The 25,598-nt window shown below is 39.7% G+C and carries 20 protein-coding genes and 3 pseudogenes; 3 read left to right on the forward strand and 20 right to left on the reverse strand.

The genetic code is table 11. From position 1 onward, the window contains the following. The first annotated feature begins 89 nt into the window (after window positions 1-89). A complete protein-coding gene (locus tag AAFX60_011230; protein XDF77254.1) occupies window positions 90-1,418 on the forward strand; it encodes an anaerobic C4-dicarboxylate transporter in 1,329 nt (442 codons plus the stop codon). 72 nt (window positions 1,419-1,490) lie between these two features. Here AAFX60_011230 and AAFX60_011235 read toward each other — a convergent pair. Beyond that, window positions 1,491-2,704 (reverse strand): annotated as a pseudogene (locus AAFX60_011235) (NupC/NupG family nucleoside CNT transporter). A 387-nt stretch (window positions 2,705-3,091) separates the two neighbouring features. Here AAFX60_011235 and AAFX60_011240 point away from each other — a divergent pair. Beyond that, window positions 3,092-3,655: a DUF2301 domain-containing membrane protein gene (locus AAFX60_011240; protein ID XDF77255.1), complete on the forward strand. Its 564-nt coding sequence runs from the start codon at window positions 3,092-3,094 to the stop codon at window positions 3,653-3,655. A gap of 138 nt (window positions 3,656-3,793) precedes the next feature. Here the strand turns inward: AAFX60_011240 and rpoS are convergent, their stop codons facing one another. From rpoS to rlmD, 14 genes are all read right to left on the reverse strand, one after another. Continuing rightward, window positions 3,794-4,759: an RNA polymerase sigma factor RpoS gene (rpoS, locus tag AAFX60_011245; protein ID XDF77256.1), complete on the reverse strand. Its 966-nt coding sequence runs from the start codon at window positions 4,757-4,759 to the stop codon at window positions 3,794-3,796. Between the two features lie 54 nt (window positions 4,760-4,813). Next, window positions 4,814-5,803 (reverse strand): peptidoglycan DD-metalloendopeptidase family protein, encoded by a 990-nt coding sequence (locus tag AAFX60_011250; protein ID XDF77257.1) that lies wholly within the window; start codon window positions 5,801-5,803, stop codon window positions 4,814-4,816. Between the two features lie 13 nt (window positions 5,804-5,816). Next, a complete protein-coding gene (locus AAFX60_011255) occupies window positions 5,817-6,443 on the reverse strand; it encodes a protein-L-isoaspartate(D-aspartate) O-methyltransferase (protein XDF77258.1) in 627 nt (208 codons plus the stop codon). Further along, window positions 6,443-7,216 (reverse strand): 5'/3'-nucleotidase SurE, encoded by a 774-nt coding sequence (gene surE / locus AAFX60_011260; GenBank protein ID XDF78934.1) that lies wholly within the window; start codon window positions 7,214-7,216, stop codon window positions 6,443-6,445. The genes AAFX60_011255 and surE overlap by 1 nt, the downstream gene beginning before the upstream one ends. 7 nt (window positions 7,217-7,223) lie before the next feature. Then, window positions 7,224-8,270 (reverse strand): tRNA pseudouridine(13) synthase TruD, encoded by a 1,047-nt coding sequence (gene truD, locus AAFX60_011265; GenBank protein XDF77259.1) that lies wholly within the window; start codon window positions 8,268-8,270, stop codon window positions 7,224-7,226. Window positions 8,271-8,281: 11 nt separating this feature from the next. Continuing rightward, window positions 8,282-8,758, reverse strand: coding sequence for a 2-C-methyl-D-erythritol 2,4-cyclodiphosphate synthase (gene ispF / locus AAFX60_011270; protein ID XDF77260.1), 477 nt, complete (start codon window positions 8,756-8,758; stop codon window positions 8,282-8,284). Next, on the reverse strand, window positions 8,758-9,474 hold the full coding sequence (ispD, locus tag AAFX60_011275; GenBank protein ID XDF77261.1) for a 2-C-methyl-D-erythritol 4-phosphate cytidylyltransferase: 717 nt from the start codon (window positions 9,472-9,474) through the stop codon (window positions 8,758-8,760). Before ispD ends, ispF begins: the two co-directional genes overlap by 1 nt. Before the next feature lie 3 nt (window positions 9,475-9,477). Further along, window positions 9,478-9,762 carry a cell division protein FtsB gene (gene ftsB / locus AAFX60_011280; GenBank protein ID XDF77262.1) on the reverse strand — a complete coding sequence of 95 codons (285 nt, stop codon included), beginning with the start codon at window positions 9,760-9,762 and terminating at the stop codon, window positions 9,478-9,480. A 172-nt stretch (window positions 9,763-9,934) separates the two neighbouring features. Further along, entirely contained in the window at window positions 9,935-11,233 is a 1,299-nt protein-coding gene (gene eno / locus AAFX60_011285) for a phosphopyruvate hydratase (protein ID XDF77263.1), read from the reverse strand. A gap of 78 nt (window positions 11,234-11,311) precedes the next feature. Next, complete coding sequence (locus AAFX60_011290) at window positions 11,312-12,952, reverse strand: CTP synthase (protein XDF77264.1); 1,641 nt, start codon at window positions 12,950-12,952, stop codon at window positions 11,312-11,314. A 131-nt stretch (window positions 12,953-13,083) separates the two neighbouring features. Next, entirely contained in the window at window positions 13,084-13,905 is an 822-nt protein-coding gene (gene mazG, locus AAFX60_011295) for a nucleoside triphosphate pyrophosphohydrolase (GenBank protein XDF77265.1), read from the reverse strand. Between the two features lie 93 nt (window positions 13,906-13,998). Next, entirely contained in the window at window positions 13,999-15,132 is a 1,134-nt protein-coding gene (locus AAFX60_011300; GenBank protein ID XDF77266.1) for a flagellin, read from the reverse strand. A 193-nt stretch (window positions 15,133-15,325) separates the two neighbouring features. Then, the gene (relA, locus tag AAFX60_011305; GenBank protein ID XDF77267.1) at window positions 15,326-17,563 is read right to left on the reverse strand and encodes a GTP diphosphokinase; all 2,238 of its coding nucleotides are present in this window, start codon (window positions 17,561-17,563) and stop codon (window positions 15,326-15,328) included. A gap of 66 nt (window positions 17,564-17,629) precedes the next feature. Then, on the reverse strand, window positions 17,630-18,946 hold the full coding sequence (gene rlmD, locus AAFX60_011310) for a 23S rRNA (uracil(1939)-C(5))-methyltransferase RlmD (GenBank protein XDF77268.1): 1,317 nt from the start codon (window positions 18,944-18,946) through the stop codon (window positions 17,630-17,632). A 163-nt stretch (window positions 18,947-19,109) separates the two neighbouring features. Between rlmD and barA the strand changes: the two are divergent. Beyond that, window positions 19,110-21,904: pseudogene (gene barA / locus AAFX60_011315) on the forward strand (two-component sensor histidine kinase BarA). Between the two features lie 58 nt (window positions 21,905-21,962). Here the strand turns inward: barA and acpS are convergent. The 5 genes and pseudogenes from acpS to rnc all read right to left on the reverse strand — a co-directional run bounded on the left by acpS (window position 21,963) and on the right by rnc (window position 25,594). Then, window positions 21,963-22,343, reverse strand: coding sequence for a holo-ACP synthase (acpS, locus tag AAFX60_011320; GenBank protein XDF77269.1), 381 nt, complete (start codon window positions 22,341-22,343; stop codon window positions 21,963-21,965). Beyond that, entirely contained in the window at window positions 22,343-23,074 is a 732-nt protein-coding gene (pdxJ, locus tag AAFX60_011325; GenBank protein XDF77270.1) for a pyridoxine 5'-phosphate synthase, read from the reverse strand. The genes acpS and pdxJ overlap by 1 nt, the downstream gene beginning before the upstream one ends. Continuing rightward, window positions 23,071-23,785, reverse strand: a pseudogene (gene recO / locus AAFX60_011330) (DNA repair protein RecO). Before recO ends, pdxJ begins: the two are co-directional and overlap by 4 nt. 172 nt (window positions 23,786-23,957) lie before the next feature. Beyond that, a complete protein-coding gene (gene era / locus AAFX60_011335) occupies window positions 23,958-24,923 on the reverse strand; it encodes a GTPase Era (protein ID XDF77271.1) in 966 nt (321 codons plus the stop codon). Continuing rightward, window positions 24,923-25,594, reverse strand: coding sequence for a ribonuclease III (gene rnc, locus AAFX60_011340; GenBank protein XDF77272.1), 672 nt, complete (start codon window positions 25,592-25,594; stop codon window positions 24,923-24,925). The genes era and rnc overlap by 1 nt, the downstream gene beginning before the upstream one ends. Window positions 25,595-25,598: the final 4 nt, after the last annotated feature.

The following is a 25,598-nucleotide window of genomic DNA, read 5'->3' on the forward strand; positions in this document are numbered from 1 at the left end:
GAGAACAAGCTCAATAAAACCCTATGAAATGTAAGGTATTAATAGCCTTAGTTGATTTTAATTATAATTGCGTTAACGCAGGTGGTTGTATGTTGTATTTTGAATTTCTCTTTTTATTACTCGTTCTCTATATCGGTTCTCGATATGGAGGAATTGGATTAGGGGTTGTATCTGGTATTGGTTTGGTGATTGAAGTATTTATCTTCAAAATGCCACCTACCTCTCCGCCCGTTACGGTAATGCTGATCATCTTGGCGGTTGTTACCTGTGCTTCTATATTAGAAGCCGCCGGTGGTTTAAAGTACATGCTGCAAGTTGCTGAGCGGATTTTAAGAAAGAATCCAAAACGCGTCACCATCATTGCTCCATTTGTTACTTATGCGATGACATTCTTACTTGGTACAGGTCATGCTGTTTATTCAATTATGCCTATCATTGGTGATGTTGCATTAAAGAATGGTATTCGTCCTGAGCGTCCTATGGCTGCCGCATCTGTTGCGTCTCAAATCGCAATTACTGCTTCACCATTATCTGCCGCAGTTGTGTATTACCTAGCTCAACTGGTTGATATTGATGCTTCTATTACATTAATGTCGATTTTAATGGTTACTGTACCTGCAACGTTATTCGGTACTTTAATGCTGTCTCTTTATAGCTTACGTCGCGGTAAAGAATTGGAAGATGATGAAGAGTATCAAGCACGTTTACAAGATCCGGTTTGGCGTGAAAAAATCCTAAATACAACATCAACATCTCTTGATGAAGAGCTACCAACAACAGCTCGTAATGCTGTTCTGATCTTCTTAGGTGCCATCGTTTCTATCGTGATTATAGCGATGTGGCCAGAAGTGCGCACCATTACTGATGGCGGTGCACCAATCAAAATGTCCGTTGTTATTCAAATGATGATGTTGGCTTTTGGTGGTGTGATTTTACTTGCAACGAAAACCGATCCTCGTGATGTTCCAAATGGCGTTGTGTTTAAATCAGGAATGGTGGCGGCAATTGCTATTTTTGGTATCGCATGGATGTCAGATACCTATTTCCAATATGCCATGCCTCAATTTAAAGCTGGTATTGTAGATATGGTAACGCTTCACCCTTGGACGTTCGCTTTATCACTATTTATTGTATCTGTTGTGGTTAACTCACAAGCGGCAACGGCTCGTATGATGCTGCCTGTTGGTTTAGCTCTTGGTTTAGAACCTGCACTTGTTATTGGTTTAATGCCAGCAGTATATGGATACTTCTTTATTCCTAACTACCCATCAGATATTGCAACCGTAAACTTTGATAGTTCAGGTACCACCAAAATTGGTAAGTACTACTTTAACCACTCATTCATGTCAGTCGGTTTAATCGGTGTAGTTTCAGCCTGTATTCTTGGCTATGTCTTAGGCCAAATTGTGATTGGTTAATTCCACTAACCAATACAAAAAAAGCCCATGCAAATACCATTGCATGGGCTTTTATTTTCAATAAACGATGTTTTACATTGCTAAGCTAAAGAATAAGCCTGCTAAACATGCACTCATTAAATTAGCTAGTGTACCCGCTAATACCGCTTTAAAGCCCATGTTTGCAACATCAGCACGACGTTCTGGAGCCATCACACCAATAGAGCCTAATTGCACAGCGATTGAACTGATATTTGCAAAACCACACAGTGCAAAAGTAATAATTACTTGGCTGTATGCTGATAACTGATCTTTATGTTGAACAAAGTCGATAAATGCAACGAATTCATTAAGAACCACTTTTTGGCCAATGTAAGAGCCAGCCATTACCATTTCAGCTTTTGGAATACCAATAACCCATGCGATTGGAGCAAATAAGTAACCAAATACGGTTTGCAGTGTAATGCCAGCAAAACCAAACCACTCAGCAACCATTTCTAATCCGCTGTTAAGCATTGCAATAACACTCACAAAGGCAATCAACATCGTACCTACAGCAACCGCAATCTTCATACCATTCATTGCACCACTTGCAAGAGCATCAATTACGTTGCTTTGCTCACTTTTATCAATGGTTACATCATGTTGGTCAACAGGGGTTTCTTGCTCAGGAATTAAAATCTTAGCCATTAATAAGCTACCAGGAGCCGCCATAAAACTTGCAGCAATCAGATACTTAAGTTCCACACCTAAACCGGCATAACCCCCAGTACGCTACCAGCAACCGATGCCATACCACCAGCCATTACAGCGAACAGTTCAGAACGAGTCATTTGAGCTAAGAATGGGCGAATAAGAAGAGGAGATTCACCTTGAGAAAGGAAGATGTTACCTGTTGCGACGAGAGATTCTACTTTGCTGGTGCCTAAGAATTTTTGAATTCCGCCACCAAGAACAGAAATCACTTTTTGCATAATACCTAGATAATATAGAGCGGAGATTAGAGCACTGAAGAAGATAATAATAGGAAGGACGCGAATAGCAAAAATAAAACCAGAAGAAGCAAGATCACCAAAGAGGAATGCTATCCCTTCATCAGCAAAACCAAGTAAGCTAGAAACACCACTACTTAATCCCGCTAACGCTTTTTGCCCCAAAGGAAAATACAATACTAAAGCAGCAAAAGAGAGTTGTAATAAAAAGGCTTTAAATACTAATTTCCAGTTAATTGCTGAACGCTTCTCTGAAAATACCCAAGCACAAAAAATCAGTGCGCACATGCCTAATAGGCTAAATAAAATATTCATAATTATGCCTATGAGATTTTAGAATAAAATGAAGAAACAAAAGGAGCCGCCATCGTAGATGACGAGATCGGTGAAGAATGACTACACCAAGAGGAAGTTATAATAGAAATAAAGATATTCATTGTTTACCCTTTACAAGCTGTTTAACAGTAGCTGGTCCTAATCCTTGGGGTCATTCACTGTATCCCTGTGACGGCTTGTATTGGGAGAAGGAGTATACATATAGATGATTTAAAATCACGAAATATGTGACATAAATCACTAAATTTTACTTATTTGAAAAAATAGCAGCATCTATTTACTACAAAAAAATAAATTATTTTTCTCCACAGTATCCAAAAATACACATAATCAACTAAATTAATACAATAAAATAAAGGAAATATTATGGCGAGTATTGATCATATCGAAAAACTGGATGCGCTAGATAAGCTGAGTGTGGTGACATATCGTACAGGGATTACCCTTTTTGGTATCGCACTTATCCTTTTTAGTCTTGCGATAGCTGATGATATTGGATTAATCATTATAGAAAACGTCCACTTAATGGATTTTTCATTAACTTTAATCGCAATATCATCTGCGATGAGTGCGGCTAATCTTCATGTTTATGATAAAAAAGTAAGGCTGATTATTACTTGGGCTGCGTGGATAGGCTTAGTTTTACTCATCACTATTGATAGTGAACAACTGGTTTGGCTTCCTATTGGGTTTCTCTGTGCTTGCTTCTCAGGCATTGCTCTTAAAGAATCCTTTTGTTTTAAGGTTATTGGCCTAAAAGCCATCCCTTTTCTATTGTGTATATCCATTTTAATGTTAGCTATCGAAATATGGTTAATCGTTATTATTTGCTTATTTCTATCTGGAATTATCTTTATTTTTCTTGCTATTCAAAAATGGAAAATGCCCCTTCATTTTGATATCGGCAACAAAGCAAATTACCAGATTTAGTCGAACATCAACCATCAATTACCATACAAAGCGAAATTACGCCTCTCTCATGCATATCTATAAGGTTTATATCAATAAAAAAGAGCTCTAGATAAACTAGAGCTCTTTTACTAACTAAAACGGATATTAAAAAGTGAGTTAGTATTCTTCAACTGCAAATAGTGTTTCCATATTCAAGCCTTGATTCGTCATGATCTCTCTTAAACGACGTAAGCCTTCTACTTGGATCTGTCTTACACGTTCACGAGTTAAACCAATTTCAATACCAACTTGTTCTAATGTTGCAGCTTCATAACCAAGTAAACCAAAACGACGGGCAACAACTTCTTTTTGTTTAGGATTTAATTGACCTAACCAGCCCACCAATGACGTATTAATATCATCCTTTTGTGTTTCTGACTCTGGGTCACTATTTTTAGTATCAGGAAGGATATCTAATAACGCTTTATCTGATTCACCAGCCACCATAGAATCGACTGAAGCGACACGCTCATTTAAACGTAGCATTCGACTAACATCGCTCACTGGCTTATCGAGCTTTTCAGCTATTTCTTCTGGTGTTGGTTCATGATCAAGCTTTTGAGAAAGTTCACGTGCTGCACGCAAATAAACGTTAAGCTCTTTTACAACATGAATAGGTAAACGAATGGTACGCGTTTGGTTCATAATGGCACGTTCAATGGTTTGACGTATCCACCATGTGGCGTAGGTAGAGAATCGGAAGCCTCTTTCTGGATCAAACTTTTCAACGGCTCGGATCAGACCAAGATTTCCCTCTTCAACCAAATCCAATAAAGCAAGACCACGGTGATTATAACGACGAGCAATTTTCACAACCAATCGAAGGTTACTCTCAATCATTCGAGCTCGAGCGGCTTCATCACCTTTTAAGGCTAAGCGACTAAAATAAACTTCTTCTTCTGCTGTTAATAGTGGAGAAAAGCCAATTTCACCAAGATACAGTTGCGTTGCATCCATAACTTTCTGTGAACTGCTTACTTCAAGACGTTCAGACTCTTCCTCAATACTGGTTAATTCAGCATCATTAATTGTGTCTAAATCGAACTCTTCAACTTCTTTAGTTACTGCATTGCTTTTACTCATAGCGCCTCCCCATGGCGAGCCAGCAAGACATTACAACTCAGCTATGTCATCCTTTTATGGTAAATACCTCTGTGGATTTACCGATTTCCCTCTAAAGCGGATCTCAAAATGCAAACGTACACTGCTCGTACTAGAGCTTCCCATCGACGCGATTTTTTGTCCCGCTGTGACGTTTTGGCCTTCTTTCACAAATAATGCTTCGTTATGAGCATAAGCACTTAAGTAATCATCGTTATGTTTAATGATAATTAAGTTACCGTACCCTCTTAATGCATTACCTGCATAGACCACAGTTCCTTTTGCTGTTGAGATGATATCTTGACCACGTTGGCCGGCAATATCGATCCCTTTGTTTCCTTGGTCTCCTGTAGAGAATTTAGCGATGATTCGACCTTTTGTTGGCCATAACCAAGAATCCACCTTGTCCGATTTTTGTTGTACTGGTTTCGGCTTCGGTTTAGGAGTTGGTTTTGGCTTAGCAACCGGTTTAGGTTTCGAAGATGTTATCGTTTTGTTAGAATTAACATACTCCTTAGGTTTGCTGTTTTCAACCTTTTTTGTGCTTTCTTTTTGTACACTTGATGTTTTTTTAGCACTCGTTGTGGTTGGTTTTGGCTTAGGAGCAGGCTTATTTGTTGCGACAGGAACAACGGCAACCGCTGTCGCCGTCGAGCTTGAAGACGAATTAGATGGTGTGACTGAATGACCGTCACTCCCATAAGCAGGAGCAATATATTTAGGCCCCCACAATTTTATTTTTTGGCCAGGATGAATCATATAAGGCGCTTTAAGCTCGTTATATGCAATGAGCTCTTTTACGTCTTTATTTGTAACATAAGAGATAAAATAAAGAGTATCACCTTTCTCTACGGTGTAATAACTGCCGCGATAACTGCCTCGCTCGGCTCCGTTATATGCCGAACTAGAGCTATTAACACTCGACACTGGTGCAGGGCGATGTGGTCCCATAGAACAACCAGAAAGTAATAAGCTAACAACAGCAGCCATTAACCATAAGCGTATAGAAATAAGGTTGATAATCATTTTTCTCATTATATTATGCTAATTCACCCGCAACTAAAGGCACAAAACGAACCTCTTCAATCACTTCAGAGAAAAATTCCTCTCCCTGACGAGTAATTCGTAATAACTGCTGTGACTCTTCCCCTATAGGGATCACTAAGTGTCCATTATCTTTTAATTGAAATAACAAGTCATTCGGAATAGATTCCGCTGCTGCAGTAACAATGATGGCATCAAATGGACCTTTTGACTCCCATCCCTTCCAGCCATCACCATGCTTTGTTGAGACATTATATATATCCAATTGTTTCAACAATCGTTTCGCATTCCATTGTAACGATTTTATACGCTCAATAGAGTTAACATGCTCAACTAATTTAGCCAATACAGCCGTTTGATAACCAGAGCCTGTCCCCACTTCAAGTACATTTGATGTAGGTGTTAGCTCTAATAATTCAGTCATTTTCGCTACAATATAAGGCTGTGAGATCGTTTGACCCTCACCAATAGGAAGTGCGTTATTTTGATAAGCTTGATGTGATAAAGCTTCTGGGATAAAACGCTCTCTTGGTAATTCTCGAATAGCCGCTAAAATAGCTTCGTCTCTAATGCCTTGTTGGCGCAAAAATTGATCTAGTAATTCAGAACGCGAATTAAGCATTATTTAGAACTCTCTAATGATAACCAATCAGTAATCATACCTAATGAATCATGAGCCGTTAAATCGACTTGTAATGGTGTTATTGATACTCGGTGCTGCTTTACAGCAAAGAAGTCCGTTCCCTCACCTGCATCTTGTTTTTTTCCTGGAGGACCTAACCAATAGATGGTCTCACCACGAGGATCAGTATCTTTAATCATGCTCTCTGCATGATGCCTTGCACCAAGTCGTGTCACTTCCCAGCCCGTTAATTGCTCATACTCGCAATCTGGCACATTCACATTTAATACTTTTTGTGTGGTTAGTGGGGAAACTAAATGGTTATTAACTATTTTCAATGCTACTTGAGCTGCCGTATCAAAATGCTCGCGTCCAACCAGAGAGATTGCAATGGCAGGCAAACCTAAAAAGTGCCCTTCAGTAGCAGCCGCGACGGTACCTGAGTACAAGGTATCATCACCTAAATTTGCTCCATGATTGATACCTGCAATAATCAAATCAGGCAAGTTATCTTTCATTAATTCATTCAATGCAAAGTGAACACAATCGGTTGGTGTCCCTTGCACTGAATGAATGTGTTCATCAATTTGACGAACACGTAATGGGGATTCAAGAGTTAAAGAATTTGATGCACCAGAACGATTACGATCAGGGGCTACTATCGTAATATCGGCAATATCAGCTAATACACGAGCTAACGTATTTATCCCTTCAGCAAATACACCATCATCGTTACTAAGCAAAATGCGTAACTTCTTCACTCTTGTCTCCATATTAATATTAATCGTTTGAGCTATAAGTACGCTCAACTTCAATTTCTTGTAGCAATTCACGTACGATTACCGTAGCAAAACTGCCTGAAGTTAATGAGAAGTTTAGCGTTAACGTATCGCCTTCAGCTGACCATGTTAGGTTTTCAGGATGCAGTTCAATAGCACGACGTTCATGACGCATACGGTTACCACGAATTAGCGCCATTAAATCCGGTTCAGCATCTAAATGAGGTTGTTCTAATGTAAGAGCTGTGCCTGTCGTTGGTAATTGATTATCTCCAGCTAATGCTGCCGTGATAGATAATTCACCATTTTGAATACTCTCTTCAGACGTCACATTCTCATTTACGATACGATCATTGCGATCAAGTAGAATATCACCATCAACAGGTTGAGAGAAGTAACCCTCTGTTATTCTTTGAGAAACAATGTGGTTAAAAATCCAAGAACGAGCTGCTGATAAATAAAAGCTACGCTTGCTGTTATCACGAGTACGAACATTATCTCGTCCCCAACGACGAGCTTCGTTAACGTTATTACCTTCATGTCCAAAACGTTGTGAACCAAAGTAATTAGGAACACCAGTCAATTTTACTTTTTCTAGACGCGCTAACACATCTTCAATATCGGTGACTTCCGTTGCGATAACTTGAAACTGATTACCTTGTAAATCACCAGGACGTAACTTTTTGTTATGGCGAGTAACTTCTAAGATCTCAACACCTGGATGTGTAGCTTCAAATTTAGCAAAGTTTAATTCATCACTGTTAGCAACTTGAACACTTAGCCATTGCTCAGTCACGGCATGGCGATCTTTCAACCCAGCCCAACTAACATTTTTAGATTTAACACCACAGAATTTTGCCAATTCATTAGCAACATATTTGGTATTTTCACCCGTTTTACGGATTTTAACCATTAAGTGTTCACCGCTACCAGTGAACTCAAAACCTAAGATCTCTTTTACAATAAAGTGCTCAGGAAGTTGTTTTAATTTACCTGTTGCTACTGGCTTTCCGTATAACCACGAAAAATTAGACATGATGTCTGACATAAATCTATCTCTTAAGATGCTTTAACTAACAGCACTACTGCTTCACAAGCAATGCCTTCTTTTCTACCGGTAAAACCCAAACGCTCAGAAGTCGTGGCTTTTACATTAACGTTATCTAGCTCTGTTTCTAAATCTTCTGCGATTGCATTACACATCGCTTGAATATGAGGAGCCATTTTAGGCGCTTGAGCAATGATAGTGACATCAGCATTTCCCAATGCAAAACCTTTCTCTTTTACACGGCGATATACATCTCGCAGTAAAGCACGACTATCTGCCCCTTTCCACTTATCATCAGTATCTGGAAAATGGCGACCAATATCACCTTCAGCTATGGCACCAAGTAGCGCATCACATAACGCATGCAAAGCAACATCACCATCTGAGTGAGCAATTAGGCCTTGTTCATAAGGAACGCTCACTCCACCAATAATGACCGGGCCTTCGCCGCCAAATTTATGTACATCAAATCCATGTCCAATTCTCATTATTTGGTTTCCTTTTTCATTTTTTGAAGATAAAACTCAGCCAAATTGAGATCTTCTGGTTGGGTGATTTTTAAGTTATCGGCACGACCTTGAACCAGTTTAGGTTGATATCCCATTAACTCAATTGCTGAAGATTCATCAGTAATAGATAAATTTTGTTCTAACCCTGTTTGCAGGGCTGAGAACAACAACTCTGTTGTAAATAGTTGTGGTGTTAACGCATGCCACAGCACGCTACGATCAATCGTTGTTTCAATGCATTGTTCTTGAGTAGCATGTTTCATCGTATCTCGAACTGGCGATGCTAAAATGCCACCAATGTGTTCGGGGATCACTTCTGCAATTAATTTATCAATGTCAGAATGGCGAATACAAGGGCGAGCAGCATCATGCACCATCACCCACTCACTTAATTGGTGCTCTTGAACGTACGATAGACCAGACAACACCGAATCTGCACGCTCTTTACCGCCAGAAACTCGAATCACTCGGCTATCATGAGCAAGAGTTAATTCTGGAAAATAAGGGTCACCATCAGTAATAGCAACAACGACTTTATTAACTAAAGGGAAAGCTAATAACTGTTCGATTGTATGTTCTAAAACGGTTTTTCCATTTAATAATAGATATTGTTTAGGGCGGTCGGCTTTCATTCGGCTTCCTACCCCTGCGGCAGGAACAATTGCAGTAATCGACAAAGGTGTAGTAAGAGTCATTAATTACCCCTCACTATTTTCATCAATAATTCGATAAAATGTTTCGCCTTTTTTTATCATTCCCAATTCATGACGAGCTCTTTCTTCAATAGCTTCAGAACCTTTTTTTAAGTCATCAATCTCAGCAAACATCTGTTCATTACGGTTACGTAAACCTTGATTAACTTCTTCTTGCAAAGCGACGTCATTTGATACTTGCGCATAATCGGACATTCCATTCTTTCCAAACCATAAGGTGTATTGCAACCACCCTAAAGCAATCAATAAGAAAATGGCAAATGTACGCATAATGGCTCCGAAAATAGGAAATGATAAAAGAAAGCTAACTATATCAATCCAGCATTAGAACTTCACTAGCTGTCTGACAGAAATAAAAAAAACCGCCTCAAATGAGACGGTTTTATATCGAAATTCTAATCGAACGATTAAGAATTAAAAATCAAATCTTCAAAAATTGAGATTATTGACCTTTAACTTCTTTAAGACCGTTGAAAGGTGCTTTTTCACCTAGAGCTTCTTCGATACGGATTAGTTGGTTGTACTTAGCAACACGGTCAGAACGGCTCATAGAACCAGTTTTGATTTGACCTGCAGCTGTACCTACTGCTAGATCAGCAATAGTTGCATCTTCAGTTTCGCCAGAACGGTGAGAGATTACAGCTGTGTAACCTGCATCTTTAGCCATCTTGATTGCAGCTAGAGTCTCAGTTAGAGAACCGATTTGGTTGAACTTGATAAGGATAGAGTTAGCTACGCCTTTCTCGATACCTTCAGCAAGGATCTTAGTGTTAGTAACGAATAGATCGTCACCTACTAGTTGAAGTTTGTCACCTAGTAGTTCAGTTTGGTGCTTGAAGCCAGTCCAATCAGACTCGTCTAGACCATCTTCGATAGAAACGATTGGGAATTGGTTAGCTAGCTCAGCTAGGTAATGGTTGAACTCTTCAGAAGTGAAAGTTTTACCTTCGCCCTTCATGTTGTAGATGCCAGCTTCTTTGTCGAAGAACTCAGATGCTGCACAGTCCATAGCAAGAGTAACGTCTTTACCTAGTTCGTAACCAGCAGCTGCAACAGCTTCTGCGATAACTTCTAGAGCTTCAGCGTTAGACTTAAGGTTAGGAGCGAAACCACCTTCGTCACCAACTGCAGTGCTGTAGCCTTTAGACTTAAGTACTTTAGCTAGGTTGTGGAATACTTCAGCACCGATACGTAGGCCTTCTTTAAGAGTTTTAGCGCCAACTGGTTGGATCATGAACTCTTGGATGTCAACGTTGTTATCAGCGTGCTCACCACCGTTGATGATGTTCATCATTGGTAGAGGCATAGAGAATACGCCTGGAGTGCCGTTTAGTTCAGCAATGTGAGCGTATAGAGGCATAGATTTAGCAGCTGCAGCAGCTTTAGCATTTGCTAGAGAAACAGCAAGGATTGCGTTAGCACCGAAGTTTGCTTTGTTGTCTGTACCGTCTAGGTCGATCATGATTTGATCGATTTCAGCTTGGTTTTTCGCGTCTTTACCAACTAGAGCTTCAGCGATTGGACCATTTACAGCTGCAACAGCTTTAAGAACACCTTTACCTAGGAAACGTGCTTTGTCGCCATCACGTAGCTCAAGAGCTTCACGAGAACCTGTAGATGCGCCAGATGGAGCAGCAGCCATACCTACAAAACCACTTTCTAGGTGAACTTCAGCTTCAACTGTTGGGTTACCACGAGAATCGATGATTTCACGACCTAGAACTTTAACGATCTTAGACATTGTGTTTCCTCTTTACTTTTCTTTAATTTAAAAGCTAAAAATAGCCGCCCAACATTGGACAGCTACTCGTAAATCCTATTACTTTTCTAATTCACCGCGCACGCTTTCGCCTGCAGCTTTAACAAAACCTTCAAATAATGGGTGACCATCACGAGGTGTTGATGTGAATTCTGGGTGGAATTGAGCTGCCACAAACCATGGGTGGTTAGGGATTTCAATAATTTCCACCAGCTTCTTATCAGCAGATAAACCAGAAACCTTAAGGCCTGCTTTTTCTAACTGAGGAAGTAAGTTGTTGTTTACTTCATAACGGTGACGGTGACGCTCTTCAACTGTTGCATTACCGTAAAGCTCACGAGCTTTTGAACCTTTAGCAAGATGACATAGTTGAGAACCAAGACGCATTGTACCGCCAAGATCTGATTTCTCAGTACGCTCTTCAACATTACCTTCGCTGTCAATCCACTCAGTGATAAGACCAACAACTGGGAATTTCGTGTCTTTAGAGAATTCAGAAGAGTGTGCCCCTTCCATATTAGCAACGTTACGCGCATATTCAATTAACGCAACTTGCATACCTAGACAGATTCCTAAATATGGTACTTTGTTTTCACGAGCGTATTGTGCTGCAAGGATCTTACCTTCAACACCGCGGTCACCGAAACCACCAGGAACTAGAATTGCATCTAGACCTTCAAGGATTTCAGTACCTTTAGATTCTACATCTTGTGAATCTACATACTTAATAGTGACGCTTAAACGATTTTTCAAGCCCGCATGTTTTAATGCTTCGTTTACTGACTTATAAGCATCTGGTAATTCAATGTATTTACCAACCATACCGATAACAACATCACCAGTTGGGTTAGCTTCTTCATAAATTACTTGTTCCCACTCAGAAAGATCAGCTTCAGGTGCTGTAATACCAAAGCGTTGACATACTAAGTCATCAGTACCTTGTGCTTTGATAAGTTGTGGGATTTTGTAGATTGAATCTACGTCTTTCATTGAGATAACTGCTTTTTCTTGTACGTTACAGAAAAGAGCAATTTTCTTACGTTCATTTGCTGGGATAACACGGTCAGAACGACAAACTAAGATATCAGGTTGGATACCGATAGATAGTAGTTCTTTAACTGAGTGTTGAGTTGGTTTCGTTTTCACTTCACCAGCAGCGGCTAGGTAAGGAACCAGTGTTAGGTGCATAAACATTGCACGCTCACGGCCTAGTTCTACTGCTAGTTGACGAATCGCTTCCATGAAAGGTAGAGATTCGATATCACCAACTGTACCACCAACTTCTACGATTGCGATATCGTGGCCTTCAGCGCCAGAGATAACACGTTCTTTAATCGCATTAGTAATGTGAGGGATAACTTGGATAGTCGCACCTAAGTAGTCGCCACGACGTTCTTTACGTAGAACATCTGCGTATACTCGACCAGCGGTAAAGTTGTTACGCTTAGTCATTTTGGTGCGGATGAAGCGCTCGTAGTGACCTAAGTCTAGATCCGTTTCTGCGCCGTCTTCCGTGACGAATACTTCACCGTGTTGAGTTGGGCTCATTGTGCCTGGATCAACGTTGATGTATGGGTCAAGCTTCATCATAGTGACTTTTAAGCCACGAGCTTCAAGAATAGCTGCTAATGATGCTGCTGCAATACCTTTACCTAGTGAGGATACAACCCCGCCAGTTACAAAAATGTAATTCGTCGTCATACGTTACCTGAAATTGGTGTAATGAGGAATAAAAATGGATTTCATCTGGACGGGAAGTGAATATACCAGAACCGCTTTATCGCCACAACGTGAAAAGTATCACAGTTAATTGATTTATTTTTTGCTCCAAATCAATTCCGCTCACTTCGTTTAATTTTTTCCCACTCCAAATCTAGCTCATTTAAATCACATTGCTCTATTTTTTTGCCTTTTTTAGCGACGTTCGCTTCAATTTGACGAAAACGACGCTCAAATTTGTTATTTGCTTTGCTTAAAACTTGCTCTGGATTTTTTTCTAAATGACGCACTAGATTTACCGTAGCAAAAAGTAGATCGCCTAATTCTTCTTCTACTTTTTCTTCATTTCTGGGTACTTTATAGACCTCTTCTAGCACTTCCGCCACTTCTTCATTTACTTTATTTGCAACAGGTTGTAACTCATCCCAGTCAAAGCCAACTTTAGCACACTGTTTTTGTATTTTATTTGCTCTTAACAAACTTGGTAAAGCCGTTGGGATCGTATCTAAGATACTTTCTTGAGCGGTCGTTTGTTGGTTGCTTTTCTCTTTATCTAAACGCTCTTGCTGTTTTACTTTATCCCAATTAGCTGCAATTTCAGCATCAGATGAAAAATTCTCTTCACCGAACACGTGTGGATGACGACGGATCAATTTTGCGTTTAATGTTTCTAGTACGTCATTAAAATCGAACAATTGCTCTTCTTGTGCAATTTGAGCATAGAAAACCACTTGAAACAGTAAATCTCCCAACTCTTCTTTTAAATTGCTCCAGTCCTTTTTATGAATCGCATCCACCACTTCGTATGTTTCTTCTATGGTATGCGGAACAATAGAATCAAAGGTTTGTTTTTTATCCCAAGGGCACCCTTTCTTTTCGTCTCTTAGTTGAGCCATGATAGAGAGTAACTGTTCAATATTATTTGGGGTGGTCATATTTATTCCCTGTGATTGGTATAAAAACAAAAAAGCTGTGACCATTATAGTCACAGCTTTCTTAATCTCGATGAATTTTAATTTTTTGGCAAATTAGCCTAATAGACTTACTGCCGCATTTGGCGCTTGTTTAGCTTGTGCCAAAATAGATGAGCTTGATTGGCTTAAGATCTGGCTCTTAGTTAAATTTGTTGTTTCTTTAGCGAAATCAGTATCTTTAATCTGACTATTAGAGTCAGAGATATTTTCGTTGATGTTCGTTAAGTTTTTAATCGCACTATCAAAACGGTTTTGGATTGCACCTAATGAAGCACGGTTGCTATCTACGTATTCTAGAGCTGCATCGATAACGTCAATTGAACGCTGTGCACCGCCAACGGTCGTTAAATCCATTGATGCTACTGTATCATCAGATTCGCCACCCATTTTTAGTTCATTAGCTAATGAACCGCTAAATTCTAATGGAGAAGAGATCGTCTCACCTGACATGAATACTTGAAGTACACCATCTTCAGTAACAGACGCGCTTAGCTCATTTGTTTGACCGTTAATGTAAGTCGCTAACTCTTCAATATCATCACCTGTTTTTGCTGTGATATTGATTTCTTGAGCGTTACCATTCTTATCATTGTAAGACACATTGAATTGCGTATTCTCTGCACCTACTTTCCAGTTAATGTCACGACCTTCTTCAGCAAAGTAAGATTTACCGCCCATTGTTGCTTCATCAGCACGCATGTTATTAAGTGTTACTGCAACTGCTTCACCTGAATCTGCACCAATTTGGAATGATTTAGTACCAAATTCGCCGTTAATTAAGCGTGTACCCGCAAAAGATGTTGTTTCAGCAATACGGTTTAATTCATCAGTTAATGAACTTGCTTCTTCTTGCATTGCGGCACGATCAGCATCAGTGTTTGAACCGTTCGCAGATTGAAGAGATAAGTCACGTAGGCGTTGAAGAACGTTAGTTGTTTCCTTCATTGCACCTTCAGCAGTTTGCGTAATAGACATGCCTTCATGTGCATTTCGTACTGCCACGTTTAGACCACGACTTTGCGCAGTCATACGGTTTGAAATTTGTAGACCAGAAGCATCATCAGCAGCACTGTTAATTTTCGAACCTGAAGACAATTTTTCCATTGAATCAGTTTGGGCAGCAGTTGCATTGTTCATGTAACGTTGTGCTGTCATTGCCGAGATATTTGTATTTACTGAAATTGCCATTGTATTTGCTCCGGTCAGGCTTCATTTATTGTTATAGGGTTGAAGCCTATAATTCATCGTTGATACACATATTTACGGCCTACAATTTCAGAACTTGAGATTTTTTTTCAATAAAAAAGCCGAATATTTTAAAAAATATCCGGCTTCAATCTATCTTATTGATAAAACAGTTAATTTATTTTATCTATGACGATTATGACAAGCGAATGGCTTCCATCACATCTTTAACTTGTTCAACCCGTGTAATCAATCGACCAACAATATCCGCATTAAAGACCTCAAGATCAAAGTCCATGATGGTTAACTGCTTCTTGTAATCATTACGGCTCTTCATGCCTGACACTTTGACTTTTTCATTAGCAAATAGAGTCGTTAGATCCTTTAACAGCCCAGTTCGATCCATTGCTGTAATACGTAAAGTCAGGATATAAGAACCAACAAAACCACTTCCCCATACCGTATCAATAATACGTTCTGAAGCGTGATGACGAAGCTCGTTTAGCTGATCACAGTCACTGCGGTGAACTGAAATACCACGACCTTGTGTAATATACCCTGCAATTGGGTCACCAGGAATTGGCTGACAACAACGCGCTAAATGCGTCATTAAGTTATCAACCCCTTCAACAACAACCGCATCTTTACGTTGTTTGCTCTGTGCTTGTGCCTGAGCTTGCGCTTTTGCTTCTGATTCTTGAAGTTGCTCAAGCGCCTTTTGATCTTCTTGCTCTGCCGTTGGTTTATTTACTAGCGCATTGATGTGATTTACGATCTGGTTAATACGAAGATCACCACTACCAATCCCAGCAAAAAGCTCATCGGTTGAATTTACATTGAAACGCTTAAGAGCATAACGCTCAGCATCTTTCAATGTTCCACCAATTTTAGCTAATTCAACTTCAAGGATCTCTTTACCTGCGTCTAGGTTTTTCTCACGACTTTGCTTTCTAAACCACGCATTAATCTTAGCGCGAGCACGACTTGAGTTAACAAAACCCAATGTTGGATTTAACCAATCACGTGATGGGTTTGGTTCTTTTTGAGTGATAATTTCAACTTGATCACCCATTGATAATTGATGCGTGAAAGGAACAATACGTCCACCAACCTTAGCACCAATACAACGATGTCCTACTTCTGAGTGAATATGATAGGCAAAGTCGAGTGGCGTTGCTCCCATGGGTAAATCGACCACATCACCGCGAGGGGTAAAGGCATAAACACGGTCATCAAATACTTGGCTACGAAGTTCATCCAGCATTTCACCCGAATCAGACATCTCTTCTTGCCAATCAAGTAACTTACGTAACCATGTAATTTTTTCATCATAACCACTACGGCTGTTACTACCCGGACCTTCTTTGTATTTCCAGTGAGCAGCAACTCCTAACTCAGAGTCTTCATGCATGTCCTTGGTACGGATCTGAATTTCTATGGTTTTACCTTCAGGACCAAGAACAACGGTATGAATTGATTGATAACCATTGGGTTTTGGGTTTGCCACATAGTCATCAAACTCACTTGGTAGGTGTTTAAATTTGGTATGAACAACACCTAAAGCCGCATAACAATCTTGCAGTTTATCAGCAATAATTCGAACAGCTCGAACATCAAAAAGCTCATCAAAGGCTAAGCTTTTCTTCTGCATTTTTCGCCAAATGCTGTAGATGTGTTTAGGTCTACCGCTTACTTCAGCATTGATATTGCATACTTTCATCTCATCACTTAAATCAGTGACAAAATCATGGATGTATTGCTCACGAACAATTCTTCGTTCTGAAAGTTGTTTCGCAATTTTTTTATAGGTATCCGGTTGTTGGTAGCGGAAAGAGTAATCCTCAATTTCCCACTTTAATTGACCAATACCTAGACGGTTAGCAAGCGGAGCATAAATATTATTACACTCTTTCGCAGCAGCACGACGCACTTCATCTGGCTCATTTTTCACTTCACGTAAGTTACAAATACGCTCCGCTAATTTAATGATCACACAACGAAAATCATCCACCATAGCCAGTAGCATACGACGAATATTATCGACTTGGTTTGATGCTGACTCAGGCCCTACAGTAGCATTAAGTTGTCCAATTGAGTCCATCTCTTCGACGCCTTCAATTAACTTTTCAATTTCTTTACTGTAATGCTCTGTGAGGGTTTCTTTATCAAGAAGACCACTCGACACTAATGGGAAAAGTTGTGCAGCAACTAGTGTGGCTTTATCCATACTTAGAGTGATTAAAATTTCAATCATCTCTCGGCCACGCCATAGCAATAGCTGACCATTTTCATGGGACGCCACTAACTCCTGACAATGCTGGTAAACCTCTGTCAGTTTTTTTGAAGTGGGTTTATCTTGTTCGAGGCTGTCTATCCATTCAGCTAACTCGAACGTTTCATTTTCCTTTAGATGTGCTCCGCGAACTGCGACCATGTCCGTTTCCTATTAATTCTCTAATCTGTAATTCTTTTGATCCCGCCTAACGAACTCAAGAGCGAGTTAACGTTCAAACAATGCCATTGATTCTAAATGCCCTGTATGAGGGAACATATCAAGCATACCTAGCCTAGTTAGCTTGAAACCGTGTTGAATAAGTAATTGGCTATCGCGTGCAAGTGTTGCTGGGTTACACGAAACATAAACCACGGTTTGAGGTTTTAATTTTGCCACAGTTTCCATCACACCTGCAGCCCCTGCTCTAGCAGGATCCAGTAAAATTTTTGTAAACTTTGTGCTAGCCCACACTTGTTCACTCACCTCTTCTTCTAAGTTAGCTTGATAAAACGACACATTAGAAAGTTGATTTCTTTCTGCGTTCAGTTTTGCTCGCTGAACCATTTCATCAACACCTTCAATTCCCACCACTGTTTTTACTTTTTTAGCTAATGGCAGACTAAAGTTTCCTAAACCACAAAACAGATCCAAAACGCTGTCGTTTTCATTTAAATCTAACCAAGATAAAGCTTGCTCAACCATTTGCTCATTCACATTACGATTTACTTGAATGAAATCTTTCGGCGTAAAATAAATTTTGGTGCCATCAATAAGATAAAATGGTTCTTCTCCACGAACATGATTTAATACATCCGCTTCAGGCATTAGGTATAGGATCAAATTGCGTTCTTCACAATAATTAACTAATGCTTGCTGATCCTTCTCATTAAAATCTGCAACATGACGAATAAGTAAAACACTGCCATTATCTGCTTGTACAAGCTCAACATGACCTAGGTGCTTTTTACCTTTTAACTGATTTAATAAAGTAAATAATGACTCTAAATGTTGGTCTAACTCTTGAACAAGAACAGGGCAATGGCGAACATTTACAATTGCTTTGCTCTGTTTTTTACGAAAACCGAAATCAAGCTGATTGGTTTGTTTATTGAGCATCAAGCTAATGCGAGCTCGACGGCGGTAACTCAGTTCCTCACCCATAATAGGCTGAACCATCTCACCTTGTGAGACTCCTTGCTTTTTCATCAGTTCTTGCAGCTTTTCATTTTTCGCTACAATTTGTTCTTCATGTTGTAGATGCTGTAAGTTACACCCACCACATTCATGATAATGCTGGCAAATCGGTGTTTGGCGTTTTTCACTTTTCTGCGCTAGCTTAATCAGTTTTGCACGAGAAAATTGTTTCTTTTGCTCAATAAACTGAATGATCGCTTTTTCACCAGGCAATGCTCCCTCGATAAACACGGGTTTCTTATCAACAAAAGCAATTCCAGCTCCGTTGTGATCTAATCGAACCACATCAACTGATTGATGTTTTGTGTTTACAGAAGCTTTCTTTTTCGGTTTGAAGAATTGCGCCATTATTACTGCCTGGTTTACAAAAATTAGCTCCATTATACCGAAACTATATGAAGATGCAGTCTTGATTTACGTTCTATCTTGCGCTTTCGACAGAGAATAATTGAGCTTAGCCTCTAAGTTGATTAAGCTACGCCCTCAAGGAAGTTAAACGAATCGAATTTATATGAAAAAATACGGCCTACGTGCACGAGTCATAACGCTAACATTAGCGCCTACATTAATTATCGGGTTACTGCTAAGTGGCTTCTTTACCATGAACCGATACAATGACTTAGAGAATCAATTAATCTCTAGTGGCACAAGTATTATTGAACCTCTTGCTATTTCTAGTGAATACGGAATGACAGGAAAAAACCGAGAAGCGGTTCGTCGTTTAATTAGTTACGCTCACAGAAAGCATTCCAATATTGTTCGTAGTATTGCCGTATTTGATGAACATCATGAGCTTTTTGTTACCTCTAACTTCCATCCAAACTTTGAAAGCTTAACGTTTCCTAAAGATAAACCCATTCCATTACTTCTTGATATTTCCTTTCAAGAAGAATCTCTGATTTTAAGAACCCTATTCTTCCTGAAGGTAAGTTCTCAGCCAACTTCGATTCATCTCATATCAATGAGCCATTAGGTTATATTGCCATTGAACTTGATCTTTCTAGCTTACGCTTACAGCAATACCAAGAGATATTCTCTGCGTTACTTGTTCTTGCTTTAGGTTTAGGTCTATCCGGTATCTTTGCTTATCGTTTAATGCAAGATGTGACTCAACCTATCTCACACATGGTCAGTGTGGTTGATAGGATCCGCCGTGGCCACTTAGATGTTCGTATTGAAAATAAACTGCATGGTGAATTAGATACCCTAAAAAATGGTATCAACGCCATGGCTATCTCACTATCTGAATACCATGTCGAAATGCAACAAAGTATCGACCAAGCAACCTCTGATCTTCGAGAAACCTTAGAACAGTTAGAGATTCAAAACGTTGAGTTAGATATTGCGAAAAAACGTGCTCAAGAAGCAGCTCGTGTGAAATCTGAATTCTTGGCAAACATGTCACACGAGTTAAGAACACCGCTTAATGGTGTAATTGGTTTTACTCGACAAATGCTAAAAACCTCATTGTCTGAGAATCAGCAGGATTATCTACAAACGATTGAACGTTCAGCGAATAACTTACTGACAATCATCAACGATATTTTAGACTTCTCTAAACTGGAAGCCGGTAAATTACTGTTAGAAAACCTACCATTTGATTTCCAAGATAGTCTTGATGAAGTCGTTAGTTTATTAGCTCCAAGTGCTCACGAGAAAGGATTAGAGATCACCCTAAAAATTGATCAACGTGTACCATCTGGCTTAATCGGCGATCCACTACGTATTCAACAGGTTCTCAATAACTTAGTAGGTAATGCGATCAAGTTTACCGAAAAAGGCAACATTGATATTTCTGTTGAGTTAAAACACTTAACTGACGATTACGTTGACCTACAGTTTGTGGTTCGTGACACCGGTATTGGTATTTCTGAGCGTCAACAAGCGCAACTTTTCCAAGCATTTAGTCAAGCGGATGCCAGCATTTCTCGTCGCTACGGCGGTACAGGTTTAGGCCTTGTTATTACCCAGAAACTGATTTCTCAAATGGGCGGCGAGATCGGCTTAAGCAGCCGTCTGCACCAAGGTTCTACTTTCTGGTTTACGATCAGAATGAACCCAACGGATCTGCCTATGCTGAATGAACATGATATCACTCAGCTTGAAAGGAAAAAGCTGTTGCTTATCGAGCCAAATATGCAATCGGCTTCTATTTTGCAGCAACAATTTATTAGTCATGGTGTCTTTGTTACTTATCGTTCAACACTACCTGAGATTATAGAGCCACATGACTACGCGTTGATCAGTTTAAGCTCGAACTCAAAACCGAGTATTGAAACGATCCAAGAGATGACATCTCAACTTTCAGCTAACTGCTCAACGATCATCGTTGGTCTACCAAGTACAGAGCTTGCTTTAACTGACGAACTAAACCAGTTCTCGCATATTACGTGTCTATCCAAACCGTTTGCGAAGAAAAAGCTATTAGACGCTCTACTTGTTGAGAAAGATCTGCAACCCGTTCCTGAGTTGCCTGATTTAATGGCACATGCTTCTGAAGAGCAAAAATTACCAATTAAAGTCATGGCTGTTGATGATAACCCAGCTAACTTGAAACTGATTTCAGCACTATTAAGTGAGCAAGTAGAAACCGTTATTACCTGTGATAATGGTTTAGATGCTGTTCAACAAGCCACAGAGCAGCACTTCGACATTATTCTTATGGACATCCAAATGCCGAAAATGGATGGAGTAATGGCATGTAAAGAAATACGTAAAACAGCACTGAATGCACAAACACCAGTTGTTGCTGTTACTGCCCATGCAATGGAAGGAGAGCGTGAACGCTTAATTAGTGAAGGGATGGATGACTACCTAACTAAGCCAATCGAAGAGCATGTTTTACAACAAGTGATCATTCACTGGAGTCCATTAACGGACAACAGCGACGTTGAAAAAATCACAATATTAGCTGATGCAATCCCTGAACTTCATGTTGAAGAAGCCAATGATAAAGTCATGGGCAGTATCGATTGGGAAGCGGCATTAAAACAATCTGCGGGAAAAGAAGATCTTGCACAAGAGATGTTACAGATGTTGGTTGATTTCATCCCAGAAGTGAATGAGTGGATTGATAAGGCGCTAGAAAGTGACATTTCAGAAGAAGAGCTTTGTCATTATATTCATAAGCTACACGGCAGTAGTTCATATTGCGGTGTTCCACGCTTAAAGCAACTGTGTAATTTAATTGAAACGTCATTACGACAACATCAAACTATCTCAGATATTGAACCAGAGCTGTTTGAGCTGCAAGATGAAATGGAAAAAGTAACTAAAGATGCCAATCTGCTATTGAGCAATACATAACTGAGTATCTAATTAAATAATAAAACCAACCTGAGCGTAACGTTAGGTTGGTTTTATTTTAAGATTCGAAAATCACGGTTGCTACTGCATAATGACGTTCATCAGAAATAGTAAGATGAATATTCGCAATATCACTTTTTTTAGAAAGTTCTAACGCCTTTCCTGACAAAGTTAACATTGGTTTGCCATTTTCATCGTTTGAAATCGTAAAATCATGAAAAGTAACACCATGAGCAATACCTGTGCCTAATGCTTTTGATGCGGCTTCTTTAGCAGCAAACCGCTTAGCTAAAAAACGCCCTTTCTGTTTTAACTCTTGATATTTTTCAAATTCAGACTGACTTAAAATGCGCTCTGCAAACGCATCTCCTGAACGTGAAAGGGCTTTTTCAACCCTTTCAATCTCTGCTATGTCAGTACCTAAACCAACAATTGCCATTACTTGCGAGCACCTAGCATAATACGATGCATATCAGCGACTGCTTTTTCTAAACCATCAAACATCGCTCGTCCCATAATTGAGTGACCAATGTTTAGTTCGTAGATCTCTGGCAATGCTGCGATGGCTTCTACATTATGATAAGTCAAACCATGACCAGCATTTACAATAAGCCCTTTACTTGCTGCATAGCTTGCACCAGCTGCAATCTTCTTCAGCTCATCTTGCTGTGCTTCTTCTGTCTCTGCATCTGCATAAGCGCCAGTATGAAGCTCAATGAAAGGTGCACCACATTCAACAGCCGCATCAATTTGCTCTTTATCGGCATCAATAAATAGAGACACCTTAATTCCAGCTTCTGTCAGCTTTTGAGTTGCAGCTTTCACTTTTTCAAGCTGTCCTGACACATTCAGGCCGCCTTCTGTTGTTAACTCTTCACGTTTTTCAGGAACAAGGCAAACAAATTCAGGTTTGGTTTCTAGTGCGATCCCAACCATTTCATCTGTAACAGCCATTTCTAAATTCATTCGAGTTTGCAGCGTTTCACGTAGAATACGTACATCTCGATCTTTAATATGACGGCGATCTTCACGTAGGTGAATCGTAATACCGGCAGCACCAGCACGCTCAGCAATTTCTGCAGCGTGTACAGGATCTGGGTATTTAGTACCTCGCGCATTTCGAAGGGTTGCTACGTGATCGATATTAACGCCAAGTAAAATTGAACTCATTTTAGAATACTCCTTGTTCTAGGAAGAAACAGTTCCCTACTTTTTAGGGCTTACCGCCAAGATACGGCTTTAAGGCTATACGTGTAAAGCGTTTTGCCGCTTTTAATTGTTCTGGTGTTGTAAATCGTCGCTCACTAATGGCAATAAGCTCATTACCTTTAAAGCTCATTAAAGGATCATGACGAATAGACGCCATAAAACCTTGTTGCTCACGGTAACGATAAGTCATTTCAGGAGAAACCATTTCACCACTGCCTGCACAATGTAAGAAATCAACGCCGTAACCCATTGCTGATAATAAAGCCAATTCAAAACGTCGTAGTGCTGGTTCTGGTTGGTACTCTGAGCTAATTCAGTTAAAGCGGTAAGATAATCAAGAAAAAGAGCTGGATATGGGGTTTCTTGCTCTACAACTCGCACCAATAATTCATTGATATACATTGCTGAGTAAAGATTTATACCGGTAAGAGGGATGCCTAAGCTGATGGTTTCAGCTTGTCGCAGTGTACGCATGGAGCCTTTACCTGACCATTTCATGAGTAATGGCGTGAAGGCTTGTAGTACGCCTTTTAAATTAGAGCGTTTACTTCTCGCCCCTTTAGAGATAATAGATAAACGGCCATACTCTTCGCTAAACACATCTAAAATTAGACTGCTTTCACTATATGGTCTACGGTGCAGGACAAAACAGCGTTGTAAGCCTTCTTCCACGTTTCTTACCTATTTAATTAACTATACGCTTCGCTAACGATAAAGCTTCTAGAGACTATAAAAGATCTCTTTCGTTATAACAAAAAAATCCCAAACAACTTAAATTAATTCACTTAAGTTATTCAGGATCTCACTCTAGCTCTTATAGTTTCTAGTTTCTAGTTTCTAGAAATTATAAATCGTCAATGTAACCTAGAGAACGAAGTGCTCGCTCATCATCAGCCCATCCAGATTTCACTTTAACCCAAAGCTCTAAATACACTTTGCGGTCAAACAAACCTTCCATATCGATTCGAGCTTCACGACCAATAGTTTTGATCTTCTCACCGTTCTTACCAATAACCATTTTTTTCTGGCCATGGCGTTCAACAAGGATCAAACCATTAATGTGGAAACCATCCATTTTTGGATTGTAATCAAAACGTTCGATTTCAACGGTTACAGAATAAGGTAATTCTTCACCAGTAAAACGCATCAGTTTTTCACGGATAATTTCTGATGCCATGAAACGTTGAGAACGGTCTGTTACGTATTCTTCAGGGAAGTGGTGAACCGCTTTAGGTAAGTATTCACGAACTAACTTATGAACTACATCTACGTTCGAACCTGTTTTTGCTGAAATTGGCACAACATCAACAAAATCCATTTTTTCAGTCATCTCTTGTAAGTGAGTCATAACGTCTTTTTTATCTTTAACGTTATCAACTTTATTCACTAACAATACCGTTGGAAATTCAGATTTCTTCAGCTTGTTTAGAACCATTTCATCATCAGGAGTCCAGTGAGTACCATCCACAAGGAATAATACTAGGTTCACATCACTTAACGATGAGTTTGCTGCACGGTTCATCAAACGGTTAATAGCACGTTTTTCTTCGATATGAAGCCCCGGAGTATCAACATAAATCGCTTGATAATCACCATCAGTATCAACACCCATAATACGGTGACGAGTAGTTTGTGGCTTACGTGACGTAATCGAAATCTTCTGACCTAAGATTTGGTTAAGAAGCGTTGATTTACCTACGTTCGGACGACCAACAATCGCAATGAAACCACAGTGTTGGTTATCACTTACTTCTGATTTTTTTTCTGATGCGAAATACGCGTCTAAATCAAATTCTTTTTCATCTGACATTAGTTAAGTTGTCCTAATGCAATGTCAGCAGCCGACTGTTCTGCCTTGCGGCGACTGCTTCCTTTTCCGATAACCGGCTTATCCAAGCCAGCCACGATACATTCAATAGTGAACTCTTGATTATGAGCTTCACCTTTAATTTTCGTTACTGTGTACGTTGGTAATGGCTTACGACGACCTTGTAAGTACTCTTGAAGACGTGTTTTCGGGTCTTTCTGAGATACGCCAGGTTCAATTGATTCAAGGCGAGTGTTGTACCAAGATAAAATAATGCCACGTACTGTTTCAGTATCACTATCTAAATAGATAGCACCGATAATTGCTTCTACCGCATCCGCTAAAATAGAATCACGACGGAAACCACCACTTTTTAATTCGCCAGGGCCTAAGTATAGGTAATCACCTAGCTGAAACTCACGACCAAGCTCTGCTAATGTATGACCACGAACTAATGTTGCACGCATACGACTCATATCACCTTCATCCACTTTAGGGAAACGGTGGTACAAATCATCTGCAACAACAAAGCTCAAAATCGAGTCGCCTAAAAACTCTAGACGTTCATTGTGTGTACCATTAGCGCTACGGTGAGTCAGTGCTAACTTAAGAAAACTTTCATCTTTAAATTGATAGCCAATTTTCTTTTCTAAGCGTTGTAGTGAAGAATTCATATAT

It is taken from the genome of Aliivibrio fischeri (assembly GCA_038993745.2).
GTDB classification, from domain to species: Bacteria; Pseudomonadota; Gammaproteobacteria; order Enterobacterales; family Vibrionaceae; genus Aliivibrio; species Aliivibrio fischeri_B.